Below are 19,812 nucleotides of genomic sequence, written 5' to 3' on the forward strand. Positions count from 1 at the left end.
ATACGTGGCACTTATGACGGAACAACTCCTATAGGGATTCAGAAACAAAGCAGAAAAAAACGGTAACAATGGATAGATTTGAGTTCATCCGGTTACTTCTTAGCCATATTCCTGAAAAGAATTTCAAAATTGTGAGGTATGTCGGAATCTATTCTAGAAGGGGATACAGGCATAGGCAAACTGAATTCCATGAAGGGGAAATGATTCTTATAAAGAGAAGCAGGAGGGAAGAAATTAAGAAAACCTTTGACTACGATCCTCTGTTATGCCCAGATTGCAACATTGAGATGGAGCTTATTGGAGTATGTTACGAGGGAACAGAAAGTTATCCGGCAGAAGATCCACCGCCGGTTGAACCTCCTCCTGTTCACCAATATAGCCAACAGGAAAGGATGAAGTTAATCATAACATTGATTAAAAATAGTCAGAATGGAAGAGGGGCAAGTATTGAAAAAGTCATCTCTGAAGCTGCTGGAAGGGGAATCGATAAAGAATATGTGCTCGAATATATTGAGCGTCTTAAATTCCAGGGAGAAGCATACGAACCTAAAAATGGTGAGATAAGATATGCATTTTGATAACTGTTAGACTCTAAATTGCCCCGAAGGGGCTTTCTTGAAATAATCACTAGCCCATTCACTTGCCTCTTTGATAGTCAATAATCCCGAAGCAGTATCCATCTTAAGTTTCATATCCACGCTCTGCACATCATTCACATCTGTAAGTATAGATGCATACCCTCTCTGAATATGTTCTTCAGCCTTTTTCATAATTAACCTTCTTTCTATATTTAAATTATCCTTTCTCTTCTTAAGATGCTGTACAACCTCCGCCACCTCGTGCCTCCTCTCTCACTTTATTGACCTGCATATCTAATTTCTTAATCATTTCCTGTATAGTATCAACTGCATTTTCTATAAAATATACTTCATTGCACTGCATACATATCCATGCCGGCACGTTATCGATCAATAAATGATAACCATGTCCATTCAGTGTGTAGGTTGTTCTCCCTTTTTTCATTTCTCCAGAACAAAAGTGGCATTGCATTTTATATTTCCCTTCTCTCCATCAAATACCTCACCGCCTCCGCCACCCCAGCCCCATGCACCCCTTCCGTAACCAGAGCCGCGACCTTCTTCAAATCGGGATGCGCATTCCCCACAGCCACACCAAACCCGACACCTCCAGCATCTCAATATCATTGGGAGAATCCCCGATAGCCACAAAATCCTTCGCATCAAGCCCCATCAGTTCGGCGATACGCTTAAGTCCGGTGCCTTTATTGACCTTTTTGCTCTTGATATGCACCGCAAAGCCCGTATCAACAAGGTCAAGCTCCGGGAACTCCTTCATCAGCATCTGCCCTGCTTTTTCAACATCGAGATTCCGCCGCAGACCTATCTCGGTTTTCCTGTTCTCGGCATCGAGCCTCTCAAGTGTAAAATGCCTGCTCAGGAACTCAAAAGCTTCCTCGCATTTTTTTATGTGAGCCATATCATAATCCACTACGCCGCACTCGACAATGCCGCCGTTCTCGGCTATCACTATGCCTCCTGTCCCGACGAGCTTTGAGACAGACCTTGCAAAACAAAGGATGTTCCCGGTAGCGATCACTACCGGGACTTCCAGGCTGCGGAGAGCCTCGACCGCGCGGCAGTCAAGGCTCCTGTCCCTATATGTAATCGTCCCGTCTACATCGACCACGACTGCCTTGTATACCACATATTTAATACGGTCTTTTTAATCCTTAAGTCCTTCCGTGGTAACGGAGAATATAGCCTCTCCTTCGGGCAGGTTGGGGGAGTCCACAAGCCTTGCTATCCTCTTATCTCCTTTGGATTTGCGCAAATACAGCCTGAATGTGGCGGTATGCCCTACGATGTGCCCGCCTATGGGTTTTGTGGGGTCGCCAAAGAATGCATCAGGTTTTGCCATCACCTGGTTCGTCACAAGGATGGCTGCATTGTACAGGTTTGCGAACTTCATCAGTTCATGCATGTGCTTGTTAAGTTTCTGCTGCCTGTCCGCGAGAGTGCCGCGCCCTACATATTCTGCCCTGAAATGCGCCGTGAGCGAATCGACTATCAAGAGGCGCACGGGTTTATCCGTATCCTTTAATTTGTTCGCGAGGTCATTGGCTGTATCCACAAGCAATATCTGGTGATTTGAATTGTATGCCTTTGCAACATGTATGTTCTTCAGGAACTCCTCAGGGTCGTATTCAGTCCCGTTTCTTGCAGATAATCCGGTTACCATCTGGGTGATCCTTTCAGGCCTGAAGGTATTCTCAGTATCAATGATGATCACCGAACCGTCAAGACCTCCCTTTTCCAGTGGAAGCTGGGCATTCACAGCCATCTGGTGTCCTACCTGAGTCTTTCCTGAGCCGAACTCGCCGTAGAACTCTGTGATCGCCTGGGTCTCAATCCCACCGCCCATCAGGTCATTAAAAGCCTTGGTACCAAAGCTGAGCTTTCCAACAAGTTTCCTGCGCTCAAGTACAAGGTCGCCGGTCTCAAAACCCCCGACATCGGCTGCCTGGCGCGCTGCGTTGATGATTTTCTGCGCAGTTGATTCCCCGATCTCCGCGATGCTGGCAAGTTCAGACGATGATGATACTGCTATGGCTTCGATAGAACCGTAGCCTGCTTCTTTCAGTTTTTCTGCTGTTGCCGGACCAACGCCCGGTAAATCTTCCAATCCTTTTCTTTCGACCATTTTATTCTCTCCAGTGCACATTTTATTTTGTTTGGTGCACAGTTGATTCTCTTTACGTGCTGTAATGTTTTAAACCTTACCAGAGCGGGGTGAAAGTATTATTTTTTTCGCCAGTGACTCATTTCCTGACGATCTGTATCCGCGTTCTCGTGCCTGCGCTCAGCTCCACTTCCTCGTTCCTGCCCGATTTCGCATAAGCATCAATGACACGTATCTCGCTCCCTATATCCAGCTCGTTTACAAGCTCAGCATGCTCGCCCCACAGCGCCACGCGTATTCGCCCCGTATCATCCGAGACGTATATGTTCGATACCCTGCTCTTTGTGCCGTCCTGGCGCTCGAATTCCCTTATCTCGTCGATCCCCGAAACATGCCCCGCTATGCTATAGGCTGAATTAATACCGATATCCGCAATAGGCGTGATATTCTCAGAGTAATTAACCGCGCTATTGCTTTTCACTATACTTCCGGCTGAACCCACCTGCAGTTCCGTCTGGTTGCTGAAAGTATTCTCACGGGAATACCCGTTCATAATTTCCACCGTATCCCCTGCCTTAAAGCCGATGTTCTCGGCTTTTGAGTCCCACAGTGTCACTCTTATCTTGCCGGTCTCATCTCCCAGCGTTATACTGGTTACTTTCCCGGTACCTCCGTCTTTGCGCTGGAAAGTCTTCATAGCGCCTATGTCTATGACCTTACCTTTAACATCCAGATTGTTCATTCCGGGCTTTATCTCATTGATTTTCAGGGGCTTAACGTTCACAGCCACCTCCTGGTCGAGGTGCTCAATGCTCCCGCCCCTGCCTACGTTCACCTCAAGCCCCCTCATCCCCTCTTTGATATAGCCTTTCACCCTGAGGCTTTGTCCGACTTTGATATCCCCGATTTTCACAAGGTCAGCCGCTTCATCCCACAGCGCAGCCCTGATTGATCCCGTATCATCCGCAAAGGTTATATTTACTACATGTCCAGCACTTCCGTCATTGCGCGAAAATTCCCGGATATCGCTTATCGAGAGCACCTTCCCGGCAAAAACCACGTTGCCACTGTCTGGTGACATATCCTTGATCTTTATTGTCTCATTCAATCCCATCTCGCTTGCAACAAGCATCGCTGCAGTTTTGGAATCGCAAAGACCGTTCATCATAGTTACTTTTTCTTCCACCTTTGATTTGAAATCCTCACGCGAAAGCTTACCTTCAAGCTTTTTGAACACCTCTTCGATCTCTTCGAAACTTACCATGGTGCTCTAAAAAGAAAGGTTGAGATAAAAGGCTTATGGTTTATTTACGGATGCTGTTAACTTAAGAAAGAATTGTAATATATGTTATCAGTTTTGAGGTTTAGTTTTAGTTACAAACAACGAACTCATATGGACCCGTACGAACTCGATGATTAGCCGGGCTGTGTTCGTTTAAACTCTTTACAATATCCAACAGTTCGTCAAGTCGACCATACGACTCATTGAGACCCTTTTCCATATCAGACTGGAGCATACCATCACGGTCTGCAACCGACTGGAAAACAACCTGAGCCGTTAGCTTTGTCCTGTCACCTGGCAATGCTTCAAATTTCGCTGTTTCGAGGGTGACATGCCCTTTTTCCGGAAGCCCTTCAAACTCAAATGTGTCGATAAGTCTCTCGGGGGCTGTGACCTCATGATACACACCATGAAATGCATACTCATTGCCGTCTTTATCTTTATGGATATATCGCCACATGCCACCGTTTCTCTTTTGTCTGATTATTCCTTTTCATATATTAATTACTCCCATTCTATTAAATTAACTCTTCAGGCTTTCTGCGAGCTTGTCAAAGGATTCGTTCCAGCCCTGCTGCATATTATCGCGGTCTGTGTCCGATATGCCCGCAATGCCACTGTGCTTCAGGGTGAGCTTCGTCTTGCCGTCATATTCTTCGAACGTCACTGTTATGAGCAATTCTAAAGGCCAGTCCGGGCTCATTCCGTAGTGCGAAGCCGGGACCGTGTTGCCTTTTTCATCCGCAAAAGAATCGGTCATGACTAGCCGCTCCGGCGCAACGATTTCGCGGTAGATACCTTTGCTCCAGAATTCCTGGCCCTCGGGCGATCGCATGGCATTGAGATACTCGCCTCCTGCGCGCAGGTCTATCTTGCAGACAGGCGACGTGAAGCCTTTCGGCCCCCACCAGCGCATCACTTGCTCGGGATCAGTCCAGGCTTTCCACACAAGCTCGACTGGTGCGTCAAAGATGCGGGTAACGATAAGATCGGGCTTCTTTGTACTTTTGGGTGTGTTATTATCTGACATAGTTATTCCTCCGGTCACATTTTAATTTGCGATGACAACCTCATACGTGCTCTGCCCGTCCTGAGAGAATTTTGACTAGTCCGGTGCGATGGCACCCTCCTGTGATGACGCCTTCCGGACTACCAGCACTCCCATCAACGCCAACCACAGAGTGATGATGGTGGGGAAAATAATGGTAAGAACTCTGGTTGTTGGGGTAGACTTGCCCTCGTACGCCTGAATTATGCCGACTACGATCGAGCCAATACCGGCGACGACAACTACCCACCCCAACCAGCGCGGGTACACTCTGCTCAGTGCCACTGCAAGGCCATAGAGAATGAAGGTGAAGCCGGCAAAGAGGATGTTAAAGAGAGCGGCTAATGCGAAATCAAGGTTCTGCTCAGCCAAGACCAGCCGCAAAGCGGTCGCTTCTTCTTCGGGAGGAGCCGTTGCCCATGCCTCGGCAATGTGCTTGGCGGCAATGCCGTCAAGCGTTACCAGAATGAGCCCGACAGTTACTCCCGCAATGGCGGCAATGAATCCCAACCTGACCAGCGCACCCGCTAGCCCGCCACTGATCGAGTGATAGATGGCAACAAGACCACCGAGCATGAAAATCAATCCAAAGACGATTACAAGGTGAACAATGACCCAGCTTTCGCTCTCAGCAATCGTCCTGGCGACGCCCTCCGGGTCCCCACTTGGTGTCGCCGGGTGGATGAGATTGCCCACCATTCCCATCAGCGCGCCGATGATGAGAACTACTCCCCCGATTCTGAGTATCCATTGCTCAAATGTGATCTGATCATTCATCATTCGTCTCCCTAGAGAAAACAAGCCCGTGAGGCTCGCTAATCGCCACGCTGTTCTGGAGTGGAAAGGATAATTTCAAGTTCTTGGCTTTATTTCGCTCCTTTCGGATAGGTGTAATTCACTATCCACTGCACTCCGAACTTATCCTTAAAACTGCCGTAGTAGTCGCCCCACGGCTGGTCGGCGATAGGCATCTCTATCGTGCCGCCAGCGGAAAGAGCGTTAAATATCCTGTCCGCCTCTTCTTTGCTTTCCGGGTGGACCGAAATGTAAACATTGTTGCCTTGAGTTAATTTCTGTCCGAGCGATTCAAGAGAATCACTCGCCATTAATACATTGTCTTTACCAACCGACAAGCTGATGTGCAGGATTTTGTTTTTGTCCTCTTTCGGGATATTTACGCCTTCCATCGGCATATCCTTGAATCGGACAATAGACGTAAACTCTCCGCCAAAAACGGATTTATAAAAGTTAAACGCTTCTTCTGTATTGCCCGCAAAATTGAGGTAGGTGTTTAATTTTGTCATAGTGTTTTCTCCTTAACTTTTGATGATTTTGATCTTTTTTGTTTATTGGCCCTCATATGCTTTCTTTAATTCCCCAATGTCAAACTTTTTCATTTTCAGGAACGCATTGGTAACGCGTTCCACCTTCTCTTTATCGGGATCTTGCAGCATCTCACCCAGGACAGTGGGAGAGACTTGCCATGATACACCGAACTTATCCTTGAGCCAGCCGCACACACTTTCTTGCCCTCCGTCTGCAATGAGTTTCTCCCAGTAGTAGTCAATTTCTTCCTGGGTCTCGCATTCAACCATAAACGAAATGGCCTCATTGAAAGTAAAGTCGTGCTTATGAGCGCTATCCATGGCGGCAAACCCCTGATTCTCAAGCGTGAAGGAGGCATGCTTTATTGTTCCCTCTTTGTCAGGTTCCTCACCTTTGCCGTAGCGGTCGATGTCGCCAATTTCCGCATTGTTGAACAACGATGTGTAAAAATTGATCGCCGCTTCTGCTTTCCCGCACTGCTCGCCGACAAACAAAAGCGTCGGAGTGATTTTCTGCTTCATCTTACGATCGCCCATGAACATCACCTGCCACGAAAGACCGTATCTGTCCTGCGTCCACCCATATTTTTCGCTGAAGGGATATTCACCAAGTTCCATGAGCGCTGTACCCCCTTCAGACAGTCTTTCCCATATCGCATCAACTTCCTCCTTCGTATTACAAGCGACAAGAAATGATACAGCCGGAGTGAATTTGAATAGCGGTCCGCCATTAAGCGCAATGAATTTTTGTCCCTCAATCTCAAACTCAATGGTCATTACTGTGCCCTCCGGCAGGCCGTGAATTTCAAAACCTGCTTTGCTGGCGCGGGTTATCTTGCCGATCTTGGAATTTTTGAAGATGGAAGTGTAAAATTTCGCCGCCTCTTCGGCCTGGCGGTCAAACCATAGATTCGGTGTGATTTTTTGTTTGATGGTTGCCATAATCTTACTCCTATTACCTACGCTTTGCCCTCATCGGCAAGTCGTTTGCGTCTTTCAATTTCCGCAACATTTGGATTATCAAGCGCAAATGATCCGATCTTGAGTTCTCCGGCCGGTATATAGGTCGCGATGATGACACCGGTGGTAGAAATTTTACTATCGATAAGCTTGAGATGAGCAGGTTGTGTTCCTTCGCCAAATAGCCGCTTGCCCTTCCCTATCGTAACGGGGAAAATCCATAACCGGAACTCGTCGAGAAGATCGTTTTTAAGCAGCGTTTGAATAAGATTGCCGCTGCCATGCACCTGGATCTCGGGTCCTTTTTGTTCCTTGAGATTTCTGATTGCCTGCTCCACGTTTCCCGTTAACAGTGTGGAATTATTCCAACTCACTTCATTAAGCGTTCTGGAGATAACATACTTCTTGGCGCTGTTCAATTTGTCGGCAGTCGGGTCATCTTTAATGTATGGCCAGTGCGCTGCAAAGATTTCATACGTCTTCCTGCCCAATAATAACTCAAACGGTTTTGCCATATATCCGTCCATGACTTGCCCCATCATGTCGTCCCAGTAATTGAACGTCCATCCACCATAATTAAAACCGCCGGTCGGATCTTCCTCCGGTCCCCCGGGTGCTTGCATAACGCCATCAAGCGTTATAAATGTGCTTACAATAAGTTTTCTCATAACCGTTTCTACTTAATTTTATTCCTCCGACTTCGATTACATGGGCACTGGCTCGAGCATACCCATGCGGTTGCCTTCGGTGTCTATGAATGATGCATAAAGTCCGACACCGGGAATCTCATCAGGTTTTCCGGGTACTTGTCCTCCCAGCACTTTTCCGCCTGCTTCTTCCACCTTTTTCATCGCTTCCTTAATATCATCAACTGCAATTACGACTGACGGGTACTGCGACAGAGGATCATCGGTCCTTTGGTAAAAGCCGCCGTTGATGGCGCCGGGTCTCCTGGGAAGACCTGTTTTCTCGTCGCTTTCGGTAGTGGTGACCAGAACATACTCGCCCATCTCTTTACCAAGCTGTTCCGTCTGCCAGCCGAAGGCAGTTTCATAAAACTTCCTCATACGGCCCTTATCTTTCGCCGGCATTTCAAAATGTACGACAGGATTCATTTTCATCAGATTCCCCCACTAATAAGATAATTATGCGTTCGATGATATAAGGATTTTTCTCAGTTTCATAGATTCAACCTAAGAGACCAAGCTCTTTCATTGCTCTCTCCTCATCCTGGTGAGCTATGAACATGATGATTTTTGACTCAGGGCCGATATTCTGGATAAAATACGTAACATCAAATTCAATCAGCTTATTTCCGGTCTTCTCAAACGTCACTCCCCAGTGGACTTTGACCATGGAATATTCTCTGCTGATTTCGGTTTCGTCCATTGAAAGAATTTTTGCGGATGTCTGTCCCACGCTCCTGTAGAACTCCGCTGCCTTACTCGCCATTTTGGCGAACTCGTCTCTTCCCTGCGCGATACTGCCCCTCGGACCCGCAGAAATGAAATGTTCAGCAAAGAACGGCACCTGCTTTTCAACATCAAGTGCATTGAATGATCATTTTCCAGTTCTTTTCGGAATGCTCCCGCGCCTGCTCAGTTTCGTTATTGTCCTGGGAGAGCGAGACGGTAGTTTCCGCTTCATCGCTCACAAGCTCAACGGTAACCGTATGGTAATTTTCTGGCATATCAGTAAGTCCCGAAAGAGGGCTGAAATGGCTGTCCCAACCTGCTTCCACCAGCGCTTCCTCATTATTATGAAAATGGCCAAGAGCGATAGGGCGAAGTCTGCCGAAAACAGGATAATGAAGGAACCTGAGTCTCCCATCATGCCCAGAACCGTCCCCATGGCGCTCGCAGAGAGATACGTGCCGACTATGATGGATTTCAAGCAGAACCACGAATGCGTGCGGATGACGTATTATGAAGGCCACTCGATGTTGCTCCAGATGCGACTCGTGCCCGGCACCTGTGAACGAACTCAACTTTCTCACAATCCTCCCTGAGTACCCTTATTAGATCCTGGTATTGCCTGTGAAGTTTCAAGCTCCCGGGCGATGCTGAGAGCCCACGCTTCGATATCGTTCCAGTCGCGGAAATCACCTTCGGCAAGCGCTTTACGGGCGGCCGGCAACTTGCGTATCATCCTGTGACCGAATCCAAGCTTGCTACTATCCAATACTCCGAAGAAGACTCGGTGGTCGCGGGGCTTGATGAGCTCCCTGAACTCGGCAATCTCTTTGGGCTCCGTTACGGCGCGCAGGTCTTGACCTTGGGCATCCTTGGTCTCGGTCCCCAGCGGGCCGCTACTGAAAAGCCACATCGGCCTATTGGCCAGAAGAGCGCGGTTTCCCGTCACAAACTCCGTTGCCTCCTTCAGCCAGTGCATCATATAGACTGCACTCCCGATCACAAAGGCATCATAGTCTCCAGGATTCTGGACCTCGCCGATGTGCCTTGCATCCGCCTGCGTTCCCGCCCGCCGGAGCTTTTCAGCTATGAACTCTGCGATGCCCCTCGTGGATCCGTATTTGCTCGCATAGACAACGACTGCTTTCATGGCCTATCGCCCCCAGTTCGCCTGAAAAGGACGTTCAGCAACGCGCTTGAAGCTATCAGAACTATCCAGTTTATCGTAAGGACAGTCCCTTGAAATGCGACATCTTACTAGCCGCTCCGGTGCAACGATTTCACGGTAGACACCTTTGCTCCAGAATTCTTGGCCCTCGGGCGATCGCATGGTGTTGAGATACTCACCTCCTGCGCGCAGGTCTATCTTGCAGACAGGCGACGTGAAGCCTTTCGGCCCCCACCAGCGCTTCACGCGTTCGGATCTGTCCACGCCTTCCACACCAGCCCGCGCGGCGCGTCAAAAATCCGCGTGATGACGAGCTCCTGCTCCTTTGTGTTCTTTGCGATGCTATTTCTTGCTTTTATTTCAGACATATCTATTCCCCCTTGGTTAAGTATTGTACTAACGAATTAAGTCGATGTTCTTGCACATTACAGAATTACTTCTCTCTCTGTAGAATTCCTTTAGCCCAGCCTGCAGCCCGCTCCAGTTCTCCCTCTTTCAGAGGTCCCTCATTACCCTTTACTATGAAGCCCTCAGGCTGCGCCGCCAGATTTCCGCCTTTACCTTTCAAAATGTCAGCGATGCGCCCGGCGGCATAGCCGAAGAGTTTTGCTACAAACATTTTCACCCTTGTATCGAATGAAGCCACATTGATATTTTTAAGAGCATTTGCGGGTATTTTGCTGAGGAACTCTTGAATAACCGGCGTTGGTTTACCCCCCTGGGTAGGTGAACCTACTATGAGAAGGTCAATAGCTCCCAATTCCAAGGGATTCACCTCTCCTGCCCGGAGCACTTTAACCTCACCGAACGAGGTAATAGCTCCGGCTATAGCCCAGGCGATTTTTTCCGTGTTTCCATAGACCGAGTCATAGATAATTAAAACCTTCACCACATTCACCCATATTCTTTATGTGATTCCTCCTTTAATAAAGTTCTCTTATGTTTATTTTACCTCAAAATCTTCCATATACAGATACTCCTGCGCATACCCGCAGTATCTCCCGAAATATCCCCGTGCGAATTCGGCTATTTCCTCCCGCTTTTTACTCTTCTTCACATTCTTGAAGTGTTCACCGTAAAAACTGTCCATTATATGCTCGATATGCGTGTCCACAGGGAATGATTCAAGCTTCCCGAACGCAAAAAGCAACACGCAGTCGGCGATCTTGCCGCCCACGCCTTCTATTTTCATAAGTTCCCCGCGCCCTTCCCGATATGATAAATCTTTTATCCCGTAAAGGTCAAATTCGCGATTTGCCACCATGGATGCCACTTTCAGTACACGCGGGGCGCGAAAGCCGAGCCTGCACTGTGCCATGTCACTGATATGGACTTGAGCAAGCGCCTCCGGGGCGGGGAAAGAGTAATAGCCCCTCTCTATTTCCTCGCCAAAACACTCGCACATGCGCTTGATCGAGTTTTTGATGTTCCTGATAGTGTTGTTGCTTGAGCAGATATATGATACAAGGCATTCCCACGGGTCCTGCCGAATAAGACGAAGCCCCCTGTATTTCTGGATTAATGAATCCGTTAATTTGTCCTTATTTATTTCAGAGTATATCTTTTCTATGTCGTCATAAAGCCTGAAATAATCCTGTACAAAGTTTTTATTAAGTATGGAATCAACCAAAAGCTCGCTTTCGCTTTGTTTAGCTCTTATAACAGACCCACTTACAATGCCTGTCCACCAGTCGTTCTTCTCCCATCTGAAGACCTGGCCGCATGAAAGCGTGTAATCAAGGTTAAAATCGTTTGTATCGATACGGTACACAACCAAGGATATTTTACATGCCTAAAATACATTACGATTTTAATGTTGACCAAAACACTACGAATATAGAAATAAGAATGGTACGGCAGAGCGCCGCACCTATGTACCAGTCTTAAAACTGGTGACTCGATCCAATAATACATATGTATTCATGGGTTATATAGTCTATCGTCATATACTATATAGACCAACCTATCGTTAACCTCATACGATTTGAAGATATGTTGGAGGGTTGTGCCAGGGTGGCAGAGCGGCTAAATGTGCCGGTCTTATGAACCGGTGACTCGATCCGAAGTCACATGGGTTCAAATCCCATCCCTGGCGCATTTCGGACTGGTCAGGGGCACCATGACGCCCCATCTAATGAATAGCGATTTTTAATATTGATGAAAACACCACTTTTATAAGAGATATACTTATAAAATAAACTCAGAACTTTATCTTAATACAGGGTTATGGTAAATTGCAGTTACCTTTATCCAGTTTCATCATTTAATTTTTATTCAACAATACAAATTGAAGTTCAATTCGTGTTGGTGGTTACACGAGATACAATATACGTTTAATTCAATCTTTCTTTAAATATCCCCGCTAATACCTATACGCTTAAATATATATAAATCGTCATGGTAACAATAATGACAGAACCCGGTTTAGCAAACCCAATAACAGAACCATTGTTGTTTTGGACAGTTATATTATATCTGGCATTTCTTTTTCACTCATGGAAAATTAAAGAATTAAATGATGACATAAAAAGCATTGAGATTCTTTTTTTATCAGGTGCTTTAGGTTATGTTTTTCTAAAGTTATCGGATTATTTAACCCCAATAATTGATGTACATAAGTGGCTGAACTATTTAAAATCTCTAGATCCATTTGGTCCATCACTCATGTTTAATCTATACTTCGGAATCATACTTATTTTAATATATTATTTGCTACTTGCATTGTTCACATTTTTAATATTAAGCATTATTCAATTTTGTGTAGACCCTAATAAACAGATATTATATAAATATCACAGATTCAAAATATTAAGAAAATATAAAATAACTGAACTACTCGGAATAGGGATTCCTTTAATATTACTTTCATTTGGGGGGATTTTTTTTGCGATAGGCGGGATAATGGTTTTCTCAAAATCCATGAAATTCAGTTCATTGGATTTTTGGTCAATAATATATTTATTATCACCAATATTTGGAATCATATTTTTATTATTAGTTTTAATTGGATTGGGGAGGATTTTATATTTGACTTTTAAAAAATATTCTCAACCATTTATTCATATAATTTTGGATAAAGTAAAAAAATTTCAATTTACAATCAATTCACAATTAAACGTTCCGTATTTGTTTAGCTGGGACAAAATCCCAGGAAGCGATAATGAAAGACTCTTGGACTTTCTAAAGAAGAATTATGGCGTTGATTGGATAAAAAGAGCGCAAATTAAAAAAATCGACCCTAATACCATTTTTGCTAATACTGCATATACTAAGAACTATATTTTACTCATCCTTAATAATAAAAAAACTAAGGTAAACCTAGAAATCGGTAACGGTAGAACCGATGAATTCATAGTGGAGATAAAAAATAATAAGCTAAACATATACAACTTTCTAAATTTTAATAAAAAACAAAAATTATTGTTAATATATATATGGATTTATTTGGCTATCATAACTTTAATTGAATTTAAGGGAGAGTATTTGTTTAGGGTTATTATAGATTGTATATTACTGTTATTATTATTTATTATTTTAATTTTCTACAAAAAGATATATACTCTTTGGCAAGAACTAAAATAATTGCAAAATGTTCAGACGGATGTACACCAGGGAGCATAGAGGATTATCGAGCCAGTATTGACGAAACAAAGGTGCAATACGGTTTTAAGTATACAGGACAATATATAAAACCTCATGAACTTCAGGACAAAGCAGTTCCTCAAGAAAAGGTTCGGGGATTACTACCAGGCTTCCGCCCTCATTCTGCCCCCTGAGCTTACCAGGCGCGAATGGGGTTTTATCTTTTTTGACGAGCTGCCTGAGGTTGTGATGCGCCGCCACAAGGCTTTTTCCTCGGAAGGCGAGGCGTTTGAATATCTGCGGGGTATGGTCCCGGCGCATGTGTATCATTCGGCTGCGTATTACAAATATCCCGGCGCAGGGACGATGAAGGAGAAGCAGTGGCAGGGCGCAGACCTGATATTTGACCTTGATGCCGACCATCTGCCGCAGAAGGCAAGGTCTTATGCAGAGATGCTGGCTAACGTGAAAACCGAGACCGGAAAACTGCTTGACTTCCTGCTGGAGGATTTTGGTTTTACTGAAGATTGTATCAGCATTGCATTTTCAGGGGGGCGCGGTTACCATATCCATGTGCACGATCCGAAGGTTCTTACGCTTGAGAGCGCGGAGCGAAGGGAAATTGTCGATTATATCAGCGGTACAGGATTGACAATTGACTCTTTGTTCAAGTCTGCAGGACATAAAGTTTATGATGTTGGCAAATTTAAGAAAAAAGAATTAGAGTCCCCGAGGAGGATAAGTTCTTTTGATGAGGTCTCCGGGGGTTTTGGCTGGGGAAAGCGTATCAGTAAATATATAACCCATTTTTTTAAGAGTATTTCCGCAAAAGATGAGGTAGAAGCGATAAATGAGCTTACTGACCTGATTCGTAATTATAACTTAAAAAAAGTATCCACTGATAAGATTCCTGAAGATATCGAAAAACGGATAATCCAGATAAAAACTGAAAATCGGAAAACAGGACTACAAAAAATTGCAGATGAAACGGGAGTTTCAAGCGATACGGTGCGTAATATTTTGATAGCAAATAATTTGTGGGATTTCAAGCCTGATGCCGTTACTAAATTAAATAAAATCAGAGAAATTGCGCAAACTGAGAATGCTTTGGAAATGATAGAAAATAGAGGTATTATCGGGGATTCATATATTTTTGATGCTGTTGTTCAGAAAGCAATCGAAGAGAACACCATTTATTTAGGTAGCGCCCATACCGATGAACCCGTCACCGCCGACATAAGGCGCCTTATCCGTATGGCATCCTCGCTGCACGGCGGCTCGGGGATGCGCGTCGTACCCCTCACGCTGTCAGAATTTGAGAAATTCGAACCGCTGCGCGATGCTGTAGTATTCAGCGAAAAGGATATACAGGTCGAGGTAATCCCGCCCCTGAAACCCCAGAATTCCCTGGTCGAGATGAAAGGAAAACGTTTTATGGTAAGGGAAGGTATCAATAGCCTGCCTGAGTATGCGGCAATCTATCTCATGTGCCGCGGAGCAGCCGAATATGCCTGATTCCAACATTAACCTTAACAATATTTTACGGGAAGAGCGTAAGTTAAAAAAACCAAGGACGCAGGAATCAAAATTCGTTCCGCTTGAGAGCGATTTCTATGTAAAAATAGCGCGGCAGATACATGAGCTTGAAGAAGAAAGAAGTAAGATAGAGGATACTTATAGCACGAAGTACGCAATGATCGAGGATGAACTCAAAACAGCAAGGAAAGCCCTTGAGAACCTGATAAACCTCAGGACTTCCAAGATAATCACGGAAGCTTCCATCCGCTCGTCACTAAAACAGAGGGATAAATACGACCCTGAAGCCATGACGCTTGAGGAGCGCAGGTTCTACAACAGGTTACTTGAACTGATGACCGAATGGTGGGAATGGCGCAGGGAGCTTATTGATAGAGTCAAAGTAAGAGAAAAGCAGACTGCTCCAGCTTTTCAGGAAGATGCGCAGCAGAAAAACAGGGAGCAAGGAGATAGGCTACAGGGAGACGGGCAGCAGGAGGCTGTGATGGAGGAAGCTATGCTGCAGGGAGACGGACTACAGGGGGATGGGCAGGAAGTAGAGGGCAGAAGCGCACACCTCGAATGGAAAGAGCCGCAGGATGTTCAGCAGGAAGCTGTACTTATGGAAAAAAAACAAAAAGAGACCATACCTGAAGGCAAAAAGGATATAAATAAAGAATACATTGTGGTGCGTTTGCTGAAAGATATTCCGACGTTTGTTGGAGTCGATGGACGCAACTACACTTTATCAAAAGAAGACGTTGCTGTTTTATCGGCTGTAAATGCTAAAGCATTAATCAATCGTAATGCAGCCATCCAAATCTCGGTTAAAAGGTGATCATCATGAAAATGCCCAAGAAATTCAATACGTATTGTCCCTATTGTAAAGCCCATACTCCGCATGTGGTGGAGAGGGTAAAAAAGGGGCAGGCTTCGACATTAACCCGCATAACGAGGCAAAAGTACAGACATACAGGTATAGGCAACTCAGGTAAATTCTCAAAAGTGCCCGGTGGGGATAAACCCACAAAGCGCATAAACCTCAGGTACAGATGCTCAAAATGCAAAAAAGCGCACCTGCGGAAAGGCTTCAGGGCAGGTAAATTCGAACTCGTGGAGTCTTAAGCATGGAACCGAAAAGCCGATTTTTAAAAGTCAAATGCACCGACTGCGAGAATGAGCAGGTTATCTTCGGATGCGCAAGCAATACCGTAAGCTGCCTTGTATGCGGCAGGACCCTTGCTGAACCGGCTGGGGGCAAGGCTATCATTAAAACCCAGATAATCGAGGTCCTTGAGTAATGGAAAGAAGCGGCTGGCCTGAAACCGATGAACTCGTCGTATGTACTGTTAAGAAAGTCACAGATTTCGGCGCGTTCGTAGAACTGGACGAATACGGGGGCAAGGAGGGCTTAATCCACATCTCGGAAGTGGCCTCCGGCTGGGTCAAATACATCAGGGACCATGTAAGAGAAGGTCAGAAAATAGTATGTAAAGTACTTTATGTTGATGAGACCAAGCATCACATAGATCTCTCGCTAAAAGATGTTAACGAGCACCAGCGGCGTGAAAAGATCCAGCAGTGGAAGAACGAGCAAAAAGCCGAGAAATGGATACAGTACGTAGCCAAAGTAACAAAAACAAGCAAGGAAGACCTGGATAAATTCATCAGTACCCTTTACGAAAAGTTCGGCAGCGTTTATGCGGCGTTTGAAAAGTCAAGGATAGGCGGTATCTCGTCGCTAACCGGGATCGGGATCAGCAAAGAAGTCGCCGAGATGATAAAAAAGGTCGCTGAGGAGAACCTGAAAAAGCCGCAGGTAGAGATCGCAGGTTATGTCGACCTGACCAATCCGCTGCCTGACGGGATAGAGCACATAAAAAAGGCATTGTACGCGGCAGGAGAAGTCAATGGGGAAGACATTAGTGTGGATATCACGTACACAGGAGCCCCGAGGTACAGGATACATGTCATAGCCCCCGATTATAAAAAAGCTGAGAACATCCTCAAAAAATCATCACAGGCAGCCATTAAAGTCATAGAAAAAGAAGGCGGGACCGGAGAGTTCCACAGATATAGTGAACATGAAGTCTGATTAAAAGCTTTATGGTATCGAAGATACGAAAATGTGTTTGTGGGAGATACACCCTCAAAGAAATCTGCCCCGTTTGTGGAGGAGAGACGCGATACTCGCAGCCTGCTCGGTTTTCCCTTGAGGACAGGTACGGGAAATACAGAAGGCTGGCAAAAAAGAGGTAATTATGCTAAAAACAACCATTTTACGCACCAGAAAACCGCGGCTTAAGGAACCGATACTTATCGAGGGACTTCCGGGAGTCGGGCATGTGGGAAAACTTGTTGCTGAGCATCTTGTAGAAGAACTTGGAGCAAAAAAGATAATGGAAATATATTCCCCGCATTTTCCACCGCAGGTAATAGTCGAAGACGACGGCACTACCAGGCTTGTCAGGAACGAGGTATATGCATATAAATCAAAAGGCAAGAACGACCTTCTGATGCTGGTAGGCGATCACCAGAGCACTTCGAACGAAGGACATTACGAGTTGTGCAGCGTGTTCCTTGATATCGCCGAAGAGTTCAAGGTAAAAAGGATATACGCACTCGGCGGATACGGCGTGGGACAGCTTGTCGATACGGATACCGTCCTGGGCGCTGCGAATAACATAAAGCTTGTGAAGGAGCTCAAGGAATACGGCGTGGAATTCAGAGCCAATGAGCCGGGCGGTGGAATTGTCGGGGCATCTGGGCTGCTTCTGGGATTAGGAGCGCTTCGCGGGATTGATGCTGCGTGCCTTATGGGCGTGACATCGGGCTATCTCGTTGATCCAAAAAGCGCACAGGCTGTGCTGAAGGTGCTGTCCAAGATACTTGAGATAGAAGTTGATATGCAGGCGCTGGCAGACAGGGCCTCAGAGATGGAGAAGATAGTAGCGAAACTGCGGGAAATGGAAGAAGGGAAGACTCCTGTAACTTCGGATGAGGATTTGAGGTATATAGGCTAATTCCTGTATGGCCCAAAACTGCATTCTTTGCAGCAGCAGTTCTGTATTCCCCATCAAATTTCCAAAACCGACCAGGCAAGCCCGCAGGTTCATGCGCTGCCCTGTGTGTGAACTGATTTTTGTACCAGCCGGGTATCACCTTTCACCACAGGATGAAGCGGCGCGTTACAGGCTGCATGAGAATACGCTTTTAAATGAGGGATACGTCCGGATGTTCCTTGAGAAAATAGCTCTCGTACACCGGTACTGCCCTGATGCCCGCACTGTTCTTGACTACGGCTGCGGTCCTGAGCCGGTGCTTACGCAGTTGTTGAGGAGAGAGGGGTTTGATTGCGATGTTTACGATCCTTATTTTTTTCCAGTGCTTCCTGGAGGCTCCTATGACCTTGTGATCTCTACGGAAGTTTTTGAGCATTTCAGAGATGTAAGGGCGGAGTTATTCAAAATTCGCTCGCTCCTGAACCCGGGGGGCTTTCTTGCTGTTATGACTTCGTTCCATGATTCAGCCGGGGATTTTATGGACTGGTGGTATATAACTGACCCGACACATGTTTGTTTTTTTAGTATGCGCACGTTTGAATGGATAGAGAAAGAATTTGGATTCCATAGAGTCTATATTGATACGAAGAATTTCATAATTCTCGCAAAAAATGAGTGACTTTAAGTAAAATCTATACCGGAAATAATCTCCTCAAGCTGTGACTTCCTTTTCTTGCTTGAAGACTCAACTTTCCCGTCAGCCTCAACCACGGACACCATGATATCAAACCTCTCCGCTGCTGCGGCATCAGCCGTGGACATGATCGCGGTTGGCTCGGCAGATGGCGGTATCCACGGGTTTGCAAGGATCTCCTGCTCCTGGAGCGTGGGCGTGTATGAATGTATGACCTCAAGCTGACCTTCTTTTGCATGTTTATAAGCGCGGTAAAGAGCCCTGTTCTGCCTGAAGCCTACATATATCTCAAGAAGTGTGACACCGATAAGGGAATTAGTATGTTTTCCCACAACGAGGTCGCTGATTATATTTTCACCATCGTCTGTGTGCAGGATGAGAAAACCGCTCTCCTTGTTCTCATTGGCTGATATCTCGATCATTTTTCCAAGGCAATCGGCTAAACTCATGTCCTTAGTGGGTATTATCCTGTCAAAATCCTTGACCGTCCTTGATATCTGGTCTTCATCGTAATCAGCAACACCCTCGCGATTGATGATGTCCGTGACTCTAGCCCCCTGGATCCCAAGCAGGTTTGATTCTATGCCGTACTTTTTCTCTTTTTCAAGCAGGCTTGACAGCCTTTCTTTTGCATCAAGATGGCGCGAAAGCCTCCTTTTTACAAGCTCATCATCGCTGGCTACAAGCTCGATCGCTTTTGGGACTGCGCCAATCCTTTTCGTCAACAGGGATATCTGTTTTATAAGTTCTGGTTCTCCAAGCTCCATCACATCGAAAATGTTCTCAACAAGCAGTTTGACCTGGTCATAAACAGAGACATCAACATATACAGGCTCATCTCCCTCAAATATCGGGAGCTTCCTTTTTTCGTAAAGCTCTCCTTTCATTTTCTCAACAAAATCTTTCCTGATGAGCACTACCGGCTGGGCTGAGCGCGCCCTTCCCTCAAAATAAGCTCCGACATCCCCTGAGAGCATCTTGATAGCCAGGGTTGTCTTTCCCCCTCCCTGCGGCCCGGTCAGGATTAAAATAGGGTCCTTTTCCAGTTCTTTTGATAGAAGCCTGACCGATTCTTCTTTGGTATGTTTCGAGGTATCAAGGGTATCCATCAGAACCTCAAAAAA

At 45.8% G+C, this 19,812-nt stretch carries 28 protein-coding genes, 1 tRNA gene and 2 pseudogenes; 11 read left to right on the forward strand and 20 right to left on the reverse strand.

Going from position 1 to position 19,812, the window contains the following annotated elements; translation table 11 throughout:
* Positions 1–38: 38 nt before the first annotated feature.
* Positions 39–578, forward strand: a pseudogene (locus tag MNV_RS12835) (transposase); the annotation flags it as partial.
* A 6-nt stretch (positions 579–584) separates the two neighbouring features.
* Here the strand turns inward: MNV_RS12835 and MNV_RS12840 are convergent.
* From MNV_RS12840 to MNV_RS12925, 19 genes and pseudogenes are all read right to left on the reverse strand, one after another.
* The gene (locus MNV_RS12840; RefSeq protein WP_143311777.1) at positions 585–770 is read right to left on the reverse strand and encodes a hypothetical protein; all 186 of its coding nucleotides are present in this window, start codon (positions 768–770) and stop codon (positions 585–587) included.
* A gap of 40 nt (positions 771–810) precedes the next feature.
* Positions 811–1,050: a YgiT-type zinc finger protein gene (locus MNV_RS12845; RefSeq protein ID WP_096206364.1), complete on the reverse strand. Its 240-nt coding sequence runs from the start codon at positions 1,048–1,050 to the stop codon at positions 811–813.
* A gap of 1 nt (position 1,051) precedes the next feature.
* Positions 1,052–1,725, reverse strand: a pseudogene (locus tag MNV_RS12850) (phosphoglycolate phosphatase).
* A gap of 18 nt (positions 1,726–1,743) precedes the next feature.
* On the reverse strand, positions 1,744–2,721 hold the full coding sequence (gene radA / locus MNV_RS12855; protein WP_096206365.1) for a DNA repair and recombination protein RadA: 978 nt from the start codon (positions 2,719–2,721) through the stop codon (positions 1,744–1,746).
* Between the two features lie 118 nt (positions 2,722–2,839).
* Entirely contained in the window at positions 2,840–3,964 is a 1,125-nt protein-coding gene (locus MNV_RS12860; protein ID WP_096206366.1) for an OB-fold nucleic acid binding domain-containing protein, read from the reverse strand.
* Positions 3,965–4,070: 106 nt separating this feature from the next.
* Complete coding sequence (locus MNV_RS12865; protein ID WP_096206367.1) at positions 4,071–4,442, reverse strand: SRPBCC domain-containing protein; 372 nt, start codon at positions 4,440–4,442, stop codon at positions 4,071–4,073.
* Positions 4,443–4,505: 63 nt separating this feature from the next.
* Positions 4,506–5,012 carry an SRPBCC family protein gene (locus MNV_RS12870; protein WP_096206368.1) on the reverse strand — a complete coding sequence of 169 codons (507 nt, stop codon included), beginning with the start codon at positions 5,010–5,012 and terminating at the stop codon, positions 4,506–4,508.
* 75 nt (positions 5,013–5,087) lie between these two features.
* Positions 5,088–5,810 (reverse strand): DUF4386 family protein, encoded by a 723-nt coding sequence (locus MNV_RS12875; RefSeq protein WP_096206369.1) that lies wholly within the window; start codon positions 5,808–5,810, stop codon positions 5,088–5,090.
* An 86-nt stretch (positions 5,811–5,896) separates the two neighbouring features.
* The gene (locus tag MNV_RS12880; protein ID WP_096206370.1) at positions 5,897–6,334 is read right to left on the reverse strand and encodes a VOC family protein; all 438 of its coding nucleotides are present in this window, start codon (positions 6,332–6,334) and stop codon (positions 5,897–5,899) included.
* A 42-nt stretch (positions 6,335–6,376) separates the two neighbouring features.
* Positions 6,377–7,297 (reverse strand): VOC family protein, encoded by a 921-nt coding sequence (locus MNV_RS12885; protein ID WP_096206371.1) that lies wholly within the window; start codon positions 7,295–7,297, stop codon positions 6,377–6,379.
* 17 nt (positions 7,298–7,314) lie between these two features.
* On the reverse strand, positions 7,315–7,983 hold the full coding sequence (locus MNV_RS12890; RefSeq protein WP_096206372.1) for a dihydrofolate reductase family protein: 669 nt from the start codon (positions 7,981–7,983) through the stop codon (positions 7,315–7,317).
* Positions 7,984–8,019: 36 nt separating this feature from the next.
* Entirely contained in the window at positions 8,020–8,430 is a 411-nt protein-coding gene (locus MNV_RS12895; protein WP_096206386.1) for a VOC family protein, read from the reverse strand.
* 73 nt (positions 8,431–8,503) lie between these two features.
* Entirely contained in the window at positions 8,504–8,845 is a 342-nt protein-coding gene (locus tag MNV_RS12900; RefSeq protein WP_096206373.1) for a hypothetical protein, read from the reverse strand.
* 13 nt (positions 8,846–8,858) lie between these two features.
* Positions 8,859–9,251, reverse strand: coding sequence for a hypothetical protein (locus tag MNV_RS12905; protein ID WP_096206374.1), 393 nt, complete (start codon positions 9,249–9,251; stop codon positions 8,859–8,861).
* A 56-nt stretch (positions 9,252–9,307) separates the two neighbouring features.
* On the reverse strand, positions 9,308–9,877 hold the full coding sequence (locus tag MNV_RS12910; RefSeq protein ID WP_096206375.1) for a flavodoxin domain-containing protein: 570 nt from the start codon (positions 9,875–9,877) through the stop codon (positions 9,308–9,310).
* 3 nt (positions 9,878–9,880) lie between these two features.
* Positions 9,881–10,168: an SRPBCC family protein gene (locus MNV_RS12915; protein ID WP_306453646.1), complete on the reverse strand. Its 288-nt coding sequence runs from the start codon at positions 10,166–10,168 to the stop codon at positions 9,881–9,883.
* Positions 10,138–10,263 carry a hypothetical protein gene (locus MNV_RS20815; protein WP_257000058.1) on the reverse strand — a complete coding sequence of 42 codons (126 nt, stop codon included), beginning with the start codon at positions 10,261–10,263 and terminating at the stop codon, positions 10,138–10,140. Before MNV_RS20815 ends, MNV_RS12915 begins: the two co-directional genes overlap by 31 nt.
* 65 nt (positions 10,264–10,328) lie before the next feature.
* Positions 10,329–10,784, reverse strand: coding sequence for a flavodoxin family protein (locus MNV_RS12920; protein ID WP_096206387.1), 456 nt, complete (start codon positions 10,782–10,784; stop codon positions 10,329–10,331).
* Positions 10,785–10,838: 54 nt separating this feature from the next.
* Positions 10,839–11,666 (reverse strand): DNA-3-methyladenine glycosylase family protein, encoded by an 828-nt coding sequence (locus MNV_RS12925; protein ID WP_096206388.1) that lies wholly within the window; start codon positions 11,664–11,666, stop codon positions 10,839–10,841.
* Between the two features lie 236 nt (positions 11,667–11,902).
* Between MNV_RS12925 and MNV_RS12930 the strand changes: the two genes are divergently transcribed.
* The 10 genes from MNV_RS12930 (at position 11,903) to MNV_RS12975 (ending at position 18,673) form a co-directional block, all read left to right on the forward strand.
* Positions 11,903–11,990 (forward strand) — tRNA-Ile (locus MNV_RS12930).
* Positions 11,991–12,304: 314 nt separating this feature from the next.
* Positions 12,305–13,477, forward strand: a complete 1,173-nt coding sequence (locus tag MNV_RS12935; protein ID WP_096206376.1) for a hypothetical protein — start codon at positions 12,305–12,307, stop codon at positions 13,475–13,477.
* Between the two features lie 114 nt (positions 13,478–13,591).
* A complete protein-coding gene (gene priS / locus MNV_RS12940) occupies positions 13,592–14,992 on the forward strand; it encodes a DNA primase catalytic subunit PriS (RefSeq protein WP_096206377.1) in 1,401 nt (466 codons plus the stop codon).
* Positions 14,985–15,830: a DNA replication complex subunit Gins51 gene (locus MNV_RS12945; protein ID WP_096206378.1), complete on the forward strand. Its 846-nt coding sequence runs from the start codon at positions 14,985–14,987 to the stop codon at positions 15,828–15,830. The genes priS and MNV_RS12945 overlap by 8 nt, the downstream gene beginning before the upstream one ends.
* A gap of 5 nt (positions 15,831–15,835) precedes the next feature.
* Positions 15,836–16,117, forward strand: coding sequence for a 50S ribosomal protein L44e (locus MNV_RS12950; protein ID WP_096206379.1), 282 nt, complete (start codon positions 15,836–15,838; stop codon positions 16,115–16,117).
* A gap of 2 nt (positions 16,118–16,119) precedes the next feature.
* Complete coding sequence (locus MNV_RS12955) at positions 16,120–16,293, forward strand: 30S ribosomal protein S27e (protein ID WP_096206380.1); 174 nt, start codon at positions 16,120–16,122, stop codon at positions 16,291–16,293.
* The gene (locus MNV_RS12960; protein ID WP_096206381.1) at positions 16,293–17,087 is read left to right on the forward strand and encodes a translation initiation factor IF-2 subunit alpha; all 795 of its coding nucleotides are present in this window, start codon (positions 16,293–16,295) and stop codon (positions 17,085–17,087) included. Before MNV_RS12955 ends, MNV_RS12960 begins: the two co-directional genes overlap by 1 nt.
* 11 nt (positions 17,088–17,098) lie before the next feature.
* A complete protein-coding gene (locus tag MNV_RS12965) occupies positions 17,099–17,251 on the forward strand; it encodes an RNA-protein complex protein Nop10 (RefSeq protein WP_096206382.1) in 153 nt (50 codons plus the stop codon).
* 2 nt (positions 17,252–17,253) lie between these two features.
* Positions 17,254–18,015, forward strand: a complete 762-nt coding sequence (locus MNV_RS12970) for a proteasome assembly chaperone family protein (RefSeq protein ID WP_096206383.1) — start codon at positions 17,254–17,256, stop codon at positions 18,013–18,015.
* A gap of 103 nt (positions 18,016–18,118) precedes the next feature.
* Positions 18,119–18,673, forward strand: a complete 555-nt coding sequence (locus tag MNV_RS12975) for a class I SAM-dependent methyltransferase (protein ID WP_179293983.1) — start codon at positions 18,119–18,121, stop codon at positions 18,671–18,673.
* Positions 18,674–18,675: 2 nt separating this feature from the next.
* On the opposite strand, the gene MNV_RS12980 is transcribed toward MNV_RS12975, so the two are convergent.
* On the reverse strand, positions 18,676–19,812 hold a 1,137-nt coding region (locus MNV_RS12980; protein ID WP_218838022.1), incomplete at its 5' end, for an ATP-binding protein.

The sequence above is a fragment of the Candidatus Methanoperedens nitratireducens genome (genome assembly GCF_900196725.1).
GTDB lineage: Archaea > Halobacteriota > Methanosarcinia > Methanosarcinales > Methanoperedenaceae > Methanoperedens > Methanoperedens nitroreducens_A.

What these genes read in the sequence shown, in the direction of transcription:
- MNV_RS12895 (WP_096206386.1), bottom strand. Translation starts at nt 8,430, where the DNA reads ATGAATCCTGTCGTACATTTTGAAATGCCGGCGAAAGATAAGGGCCGT.
- MNV_RS12945 (WP_096206378.1), top strand. Translation starts at nt 14,985, where the DNA reads ATGCCTGATTCCAACATTAACCTTAACAATATTTTACGGGAAGAGCGT.
- MNV_RS12950 (WP_096206379.1), top strand. Translation starts at nt 15,836, where the DNA reads ATGAAAATGCCCAAGAAATTCAATACGTATTGTCCCTATTGTAAAGCC.
- MNV_RS12955 (WP_096206380.1), top strand. Translation starts at nt 16,120, where the DNA reads ATGGAACCGAAAAGCCGATTTTTAAAAGTCAAATGCACCGACTGCGAG.
- MNV_RS12935 (WP_096206376.1), top strand. Translation starts at nt 12,305, where the DNA reads ATGACAGAACCCGGTTTAGCAAACCCAATAACAGAACCATTGTTGTTT.
- MNV_RS12870 (WP_096206368.1), bottom strand. Translation starts at nt 5,012, where the DNA reads ATGTCAGATAATAACACACCCAAAAGTACAAAGAAGCCCGATCTTATC.
- MNV_RS12845 (WP_096206364.1), bottom strand. Translation starts at nt 1,050, where the DNA reads ATGCAATGCCACTTTTGTTCTGGAGAAATGAAAAAAGGGAGAACAACC.
- MNV_RS12960 (WP_096206381.1), top strand. Translation starts at nt 16,293, where the DNA reads ATGGAAAGAAGCGGCTGGCCTGAAACCGATGAACTCGTCGTATGTACT.
- MNV_RS12875 (WP_096206369.1), bottom strand. Translation starts at nt 5,810, where the DNA reads ATGATGAATGATCAGATCACATTTGAGCAATGGATACTCAGAATCGGG.
- MNV_RS12865 (WP_096206367.1), bottom strand. Translation starts at nt 4,442, where the DNA reads ATGTGGCGATATATCCATAAAGATAAAGACGGCAATGAGTATGCATTT.
- MNV_RS12970 (WP_096206383.1), top strand. Translation starts at nt 17,254, where the DNA reads ATGCTAAAAACAACCATTTTACGCACCAGAAAACCGCGGCTTAAGGAA.
- priS (WP_096206377.1), top strand. Translation starts at nt 13,592, where the DNA reads ATGAACTTCAGGACAAAGCAGTTCCTCAAGAAAAGGTTCGGGGATTAC.
- MNV_RS12860 (WP_096206366.1), bottom strand. Translation starts at nt 3,964, where the DNA reads ATGGTAAGTTTCGAAGAGATCGAAGAGGTGTTCAAAAAGCTTGAAGGT.
- MNV_RS20815 (WP_257000058.1), bottom strand. Translation starts at nt 10,263, where the DNA reads ATGTCTGAAATAAAAGCAAGAAATAGCATCGCAAAGAACACAAAGGAG.
- MNV_RS12910 (WP_096206375.1), bottom strand. Translation starts at nt 9,877, where the DNA reads ATGAAAGCAGTCGTTGTCTATGCGAGCAAATACGGATCCACGAGGGGC.
- radA (WP_096206365.1), bottom strand. Translation starts at nt 2,721, where the DNA reads ATGGTCGAAAGAAAAGGATTGGAAGATTTACCGGGCGTTGGTCCGGCA.
- MNV_RS12885 (WP_096206371.1), bottom strand. Translation starts at nt 7,297, where the DNA reads ATGGCAACCATCAAACAAAAAATCACACCGAATCTATGGTTTGACCGC.
- MNV_RS12965 (WP_096206382.1), top strand. Translation starts at nt 17,099, where the DNA reads ATGGTATCGAAGATACGAAAATGTGTTTGTGGGAGATACACCCTCAAA.
- MNV_RS12880 (WP_096206370.1), bottom strand. Translation starts at nt 6,334, where the DNA reads ATGACAAAATTAAACACCTACCTCAATTTTGCGGGCAATACAGAAGAA.
- MNV_RS12890 (WP_096206372.1), bottom strand. Translation starts at nt 7,983, where the DNA reads ATGAGAAAACTTATTGTAAGCACATTTATAACGCTTGATGGCGTTATG.
- MNV_RS12840 (WP_143311777.1), bottom strand. Translation starts at nt 770, where the DNA reads ATGAAAAAGGCTGAAGAACATATTCAGAGAGGGTATGCATCTATACTT.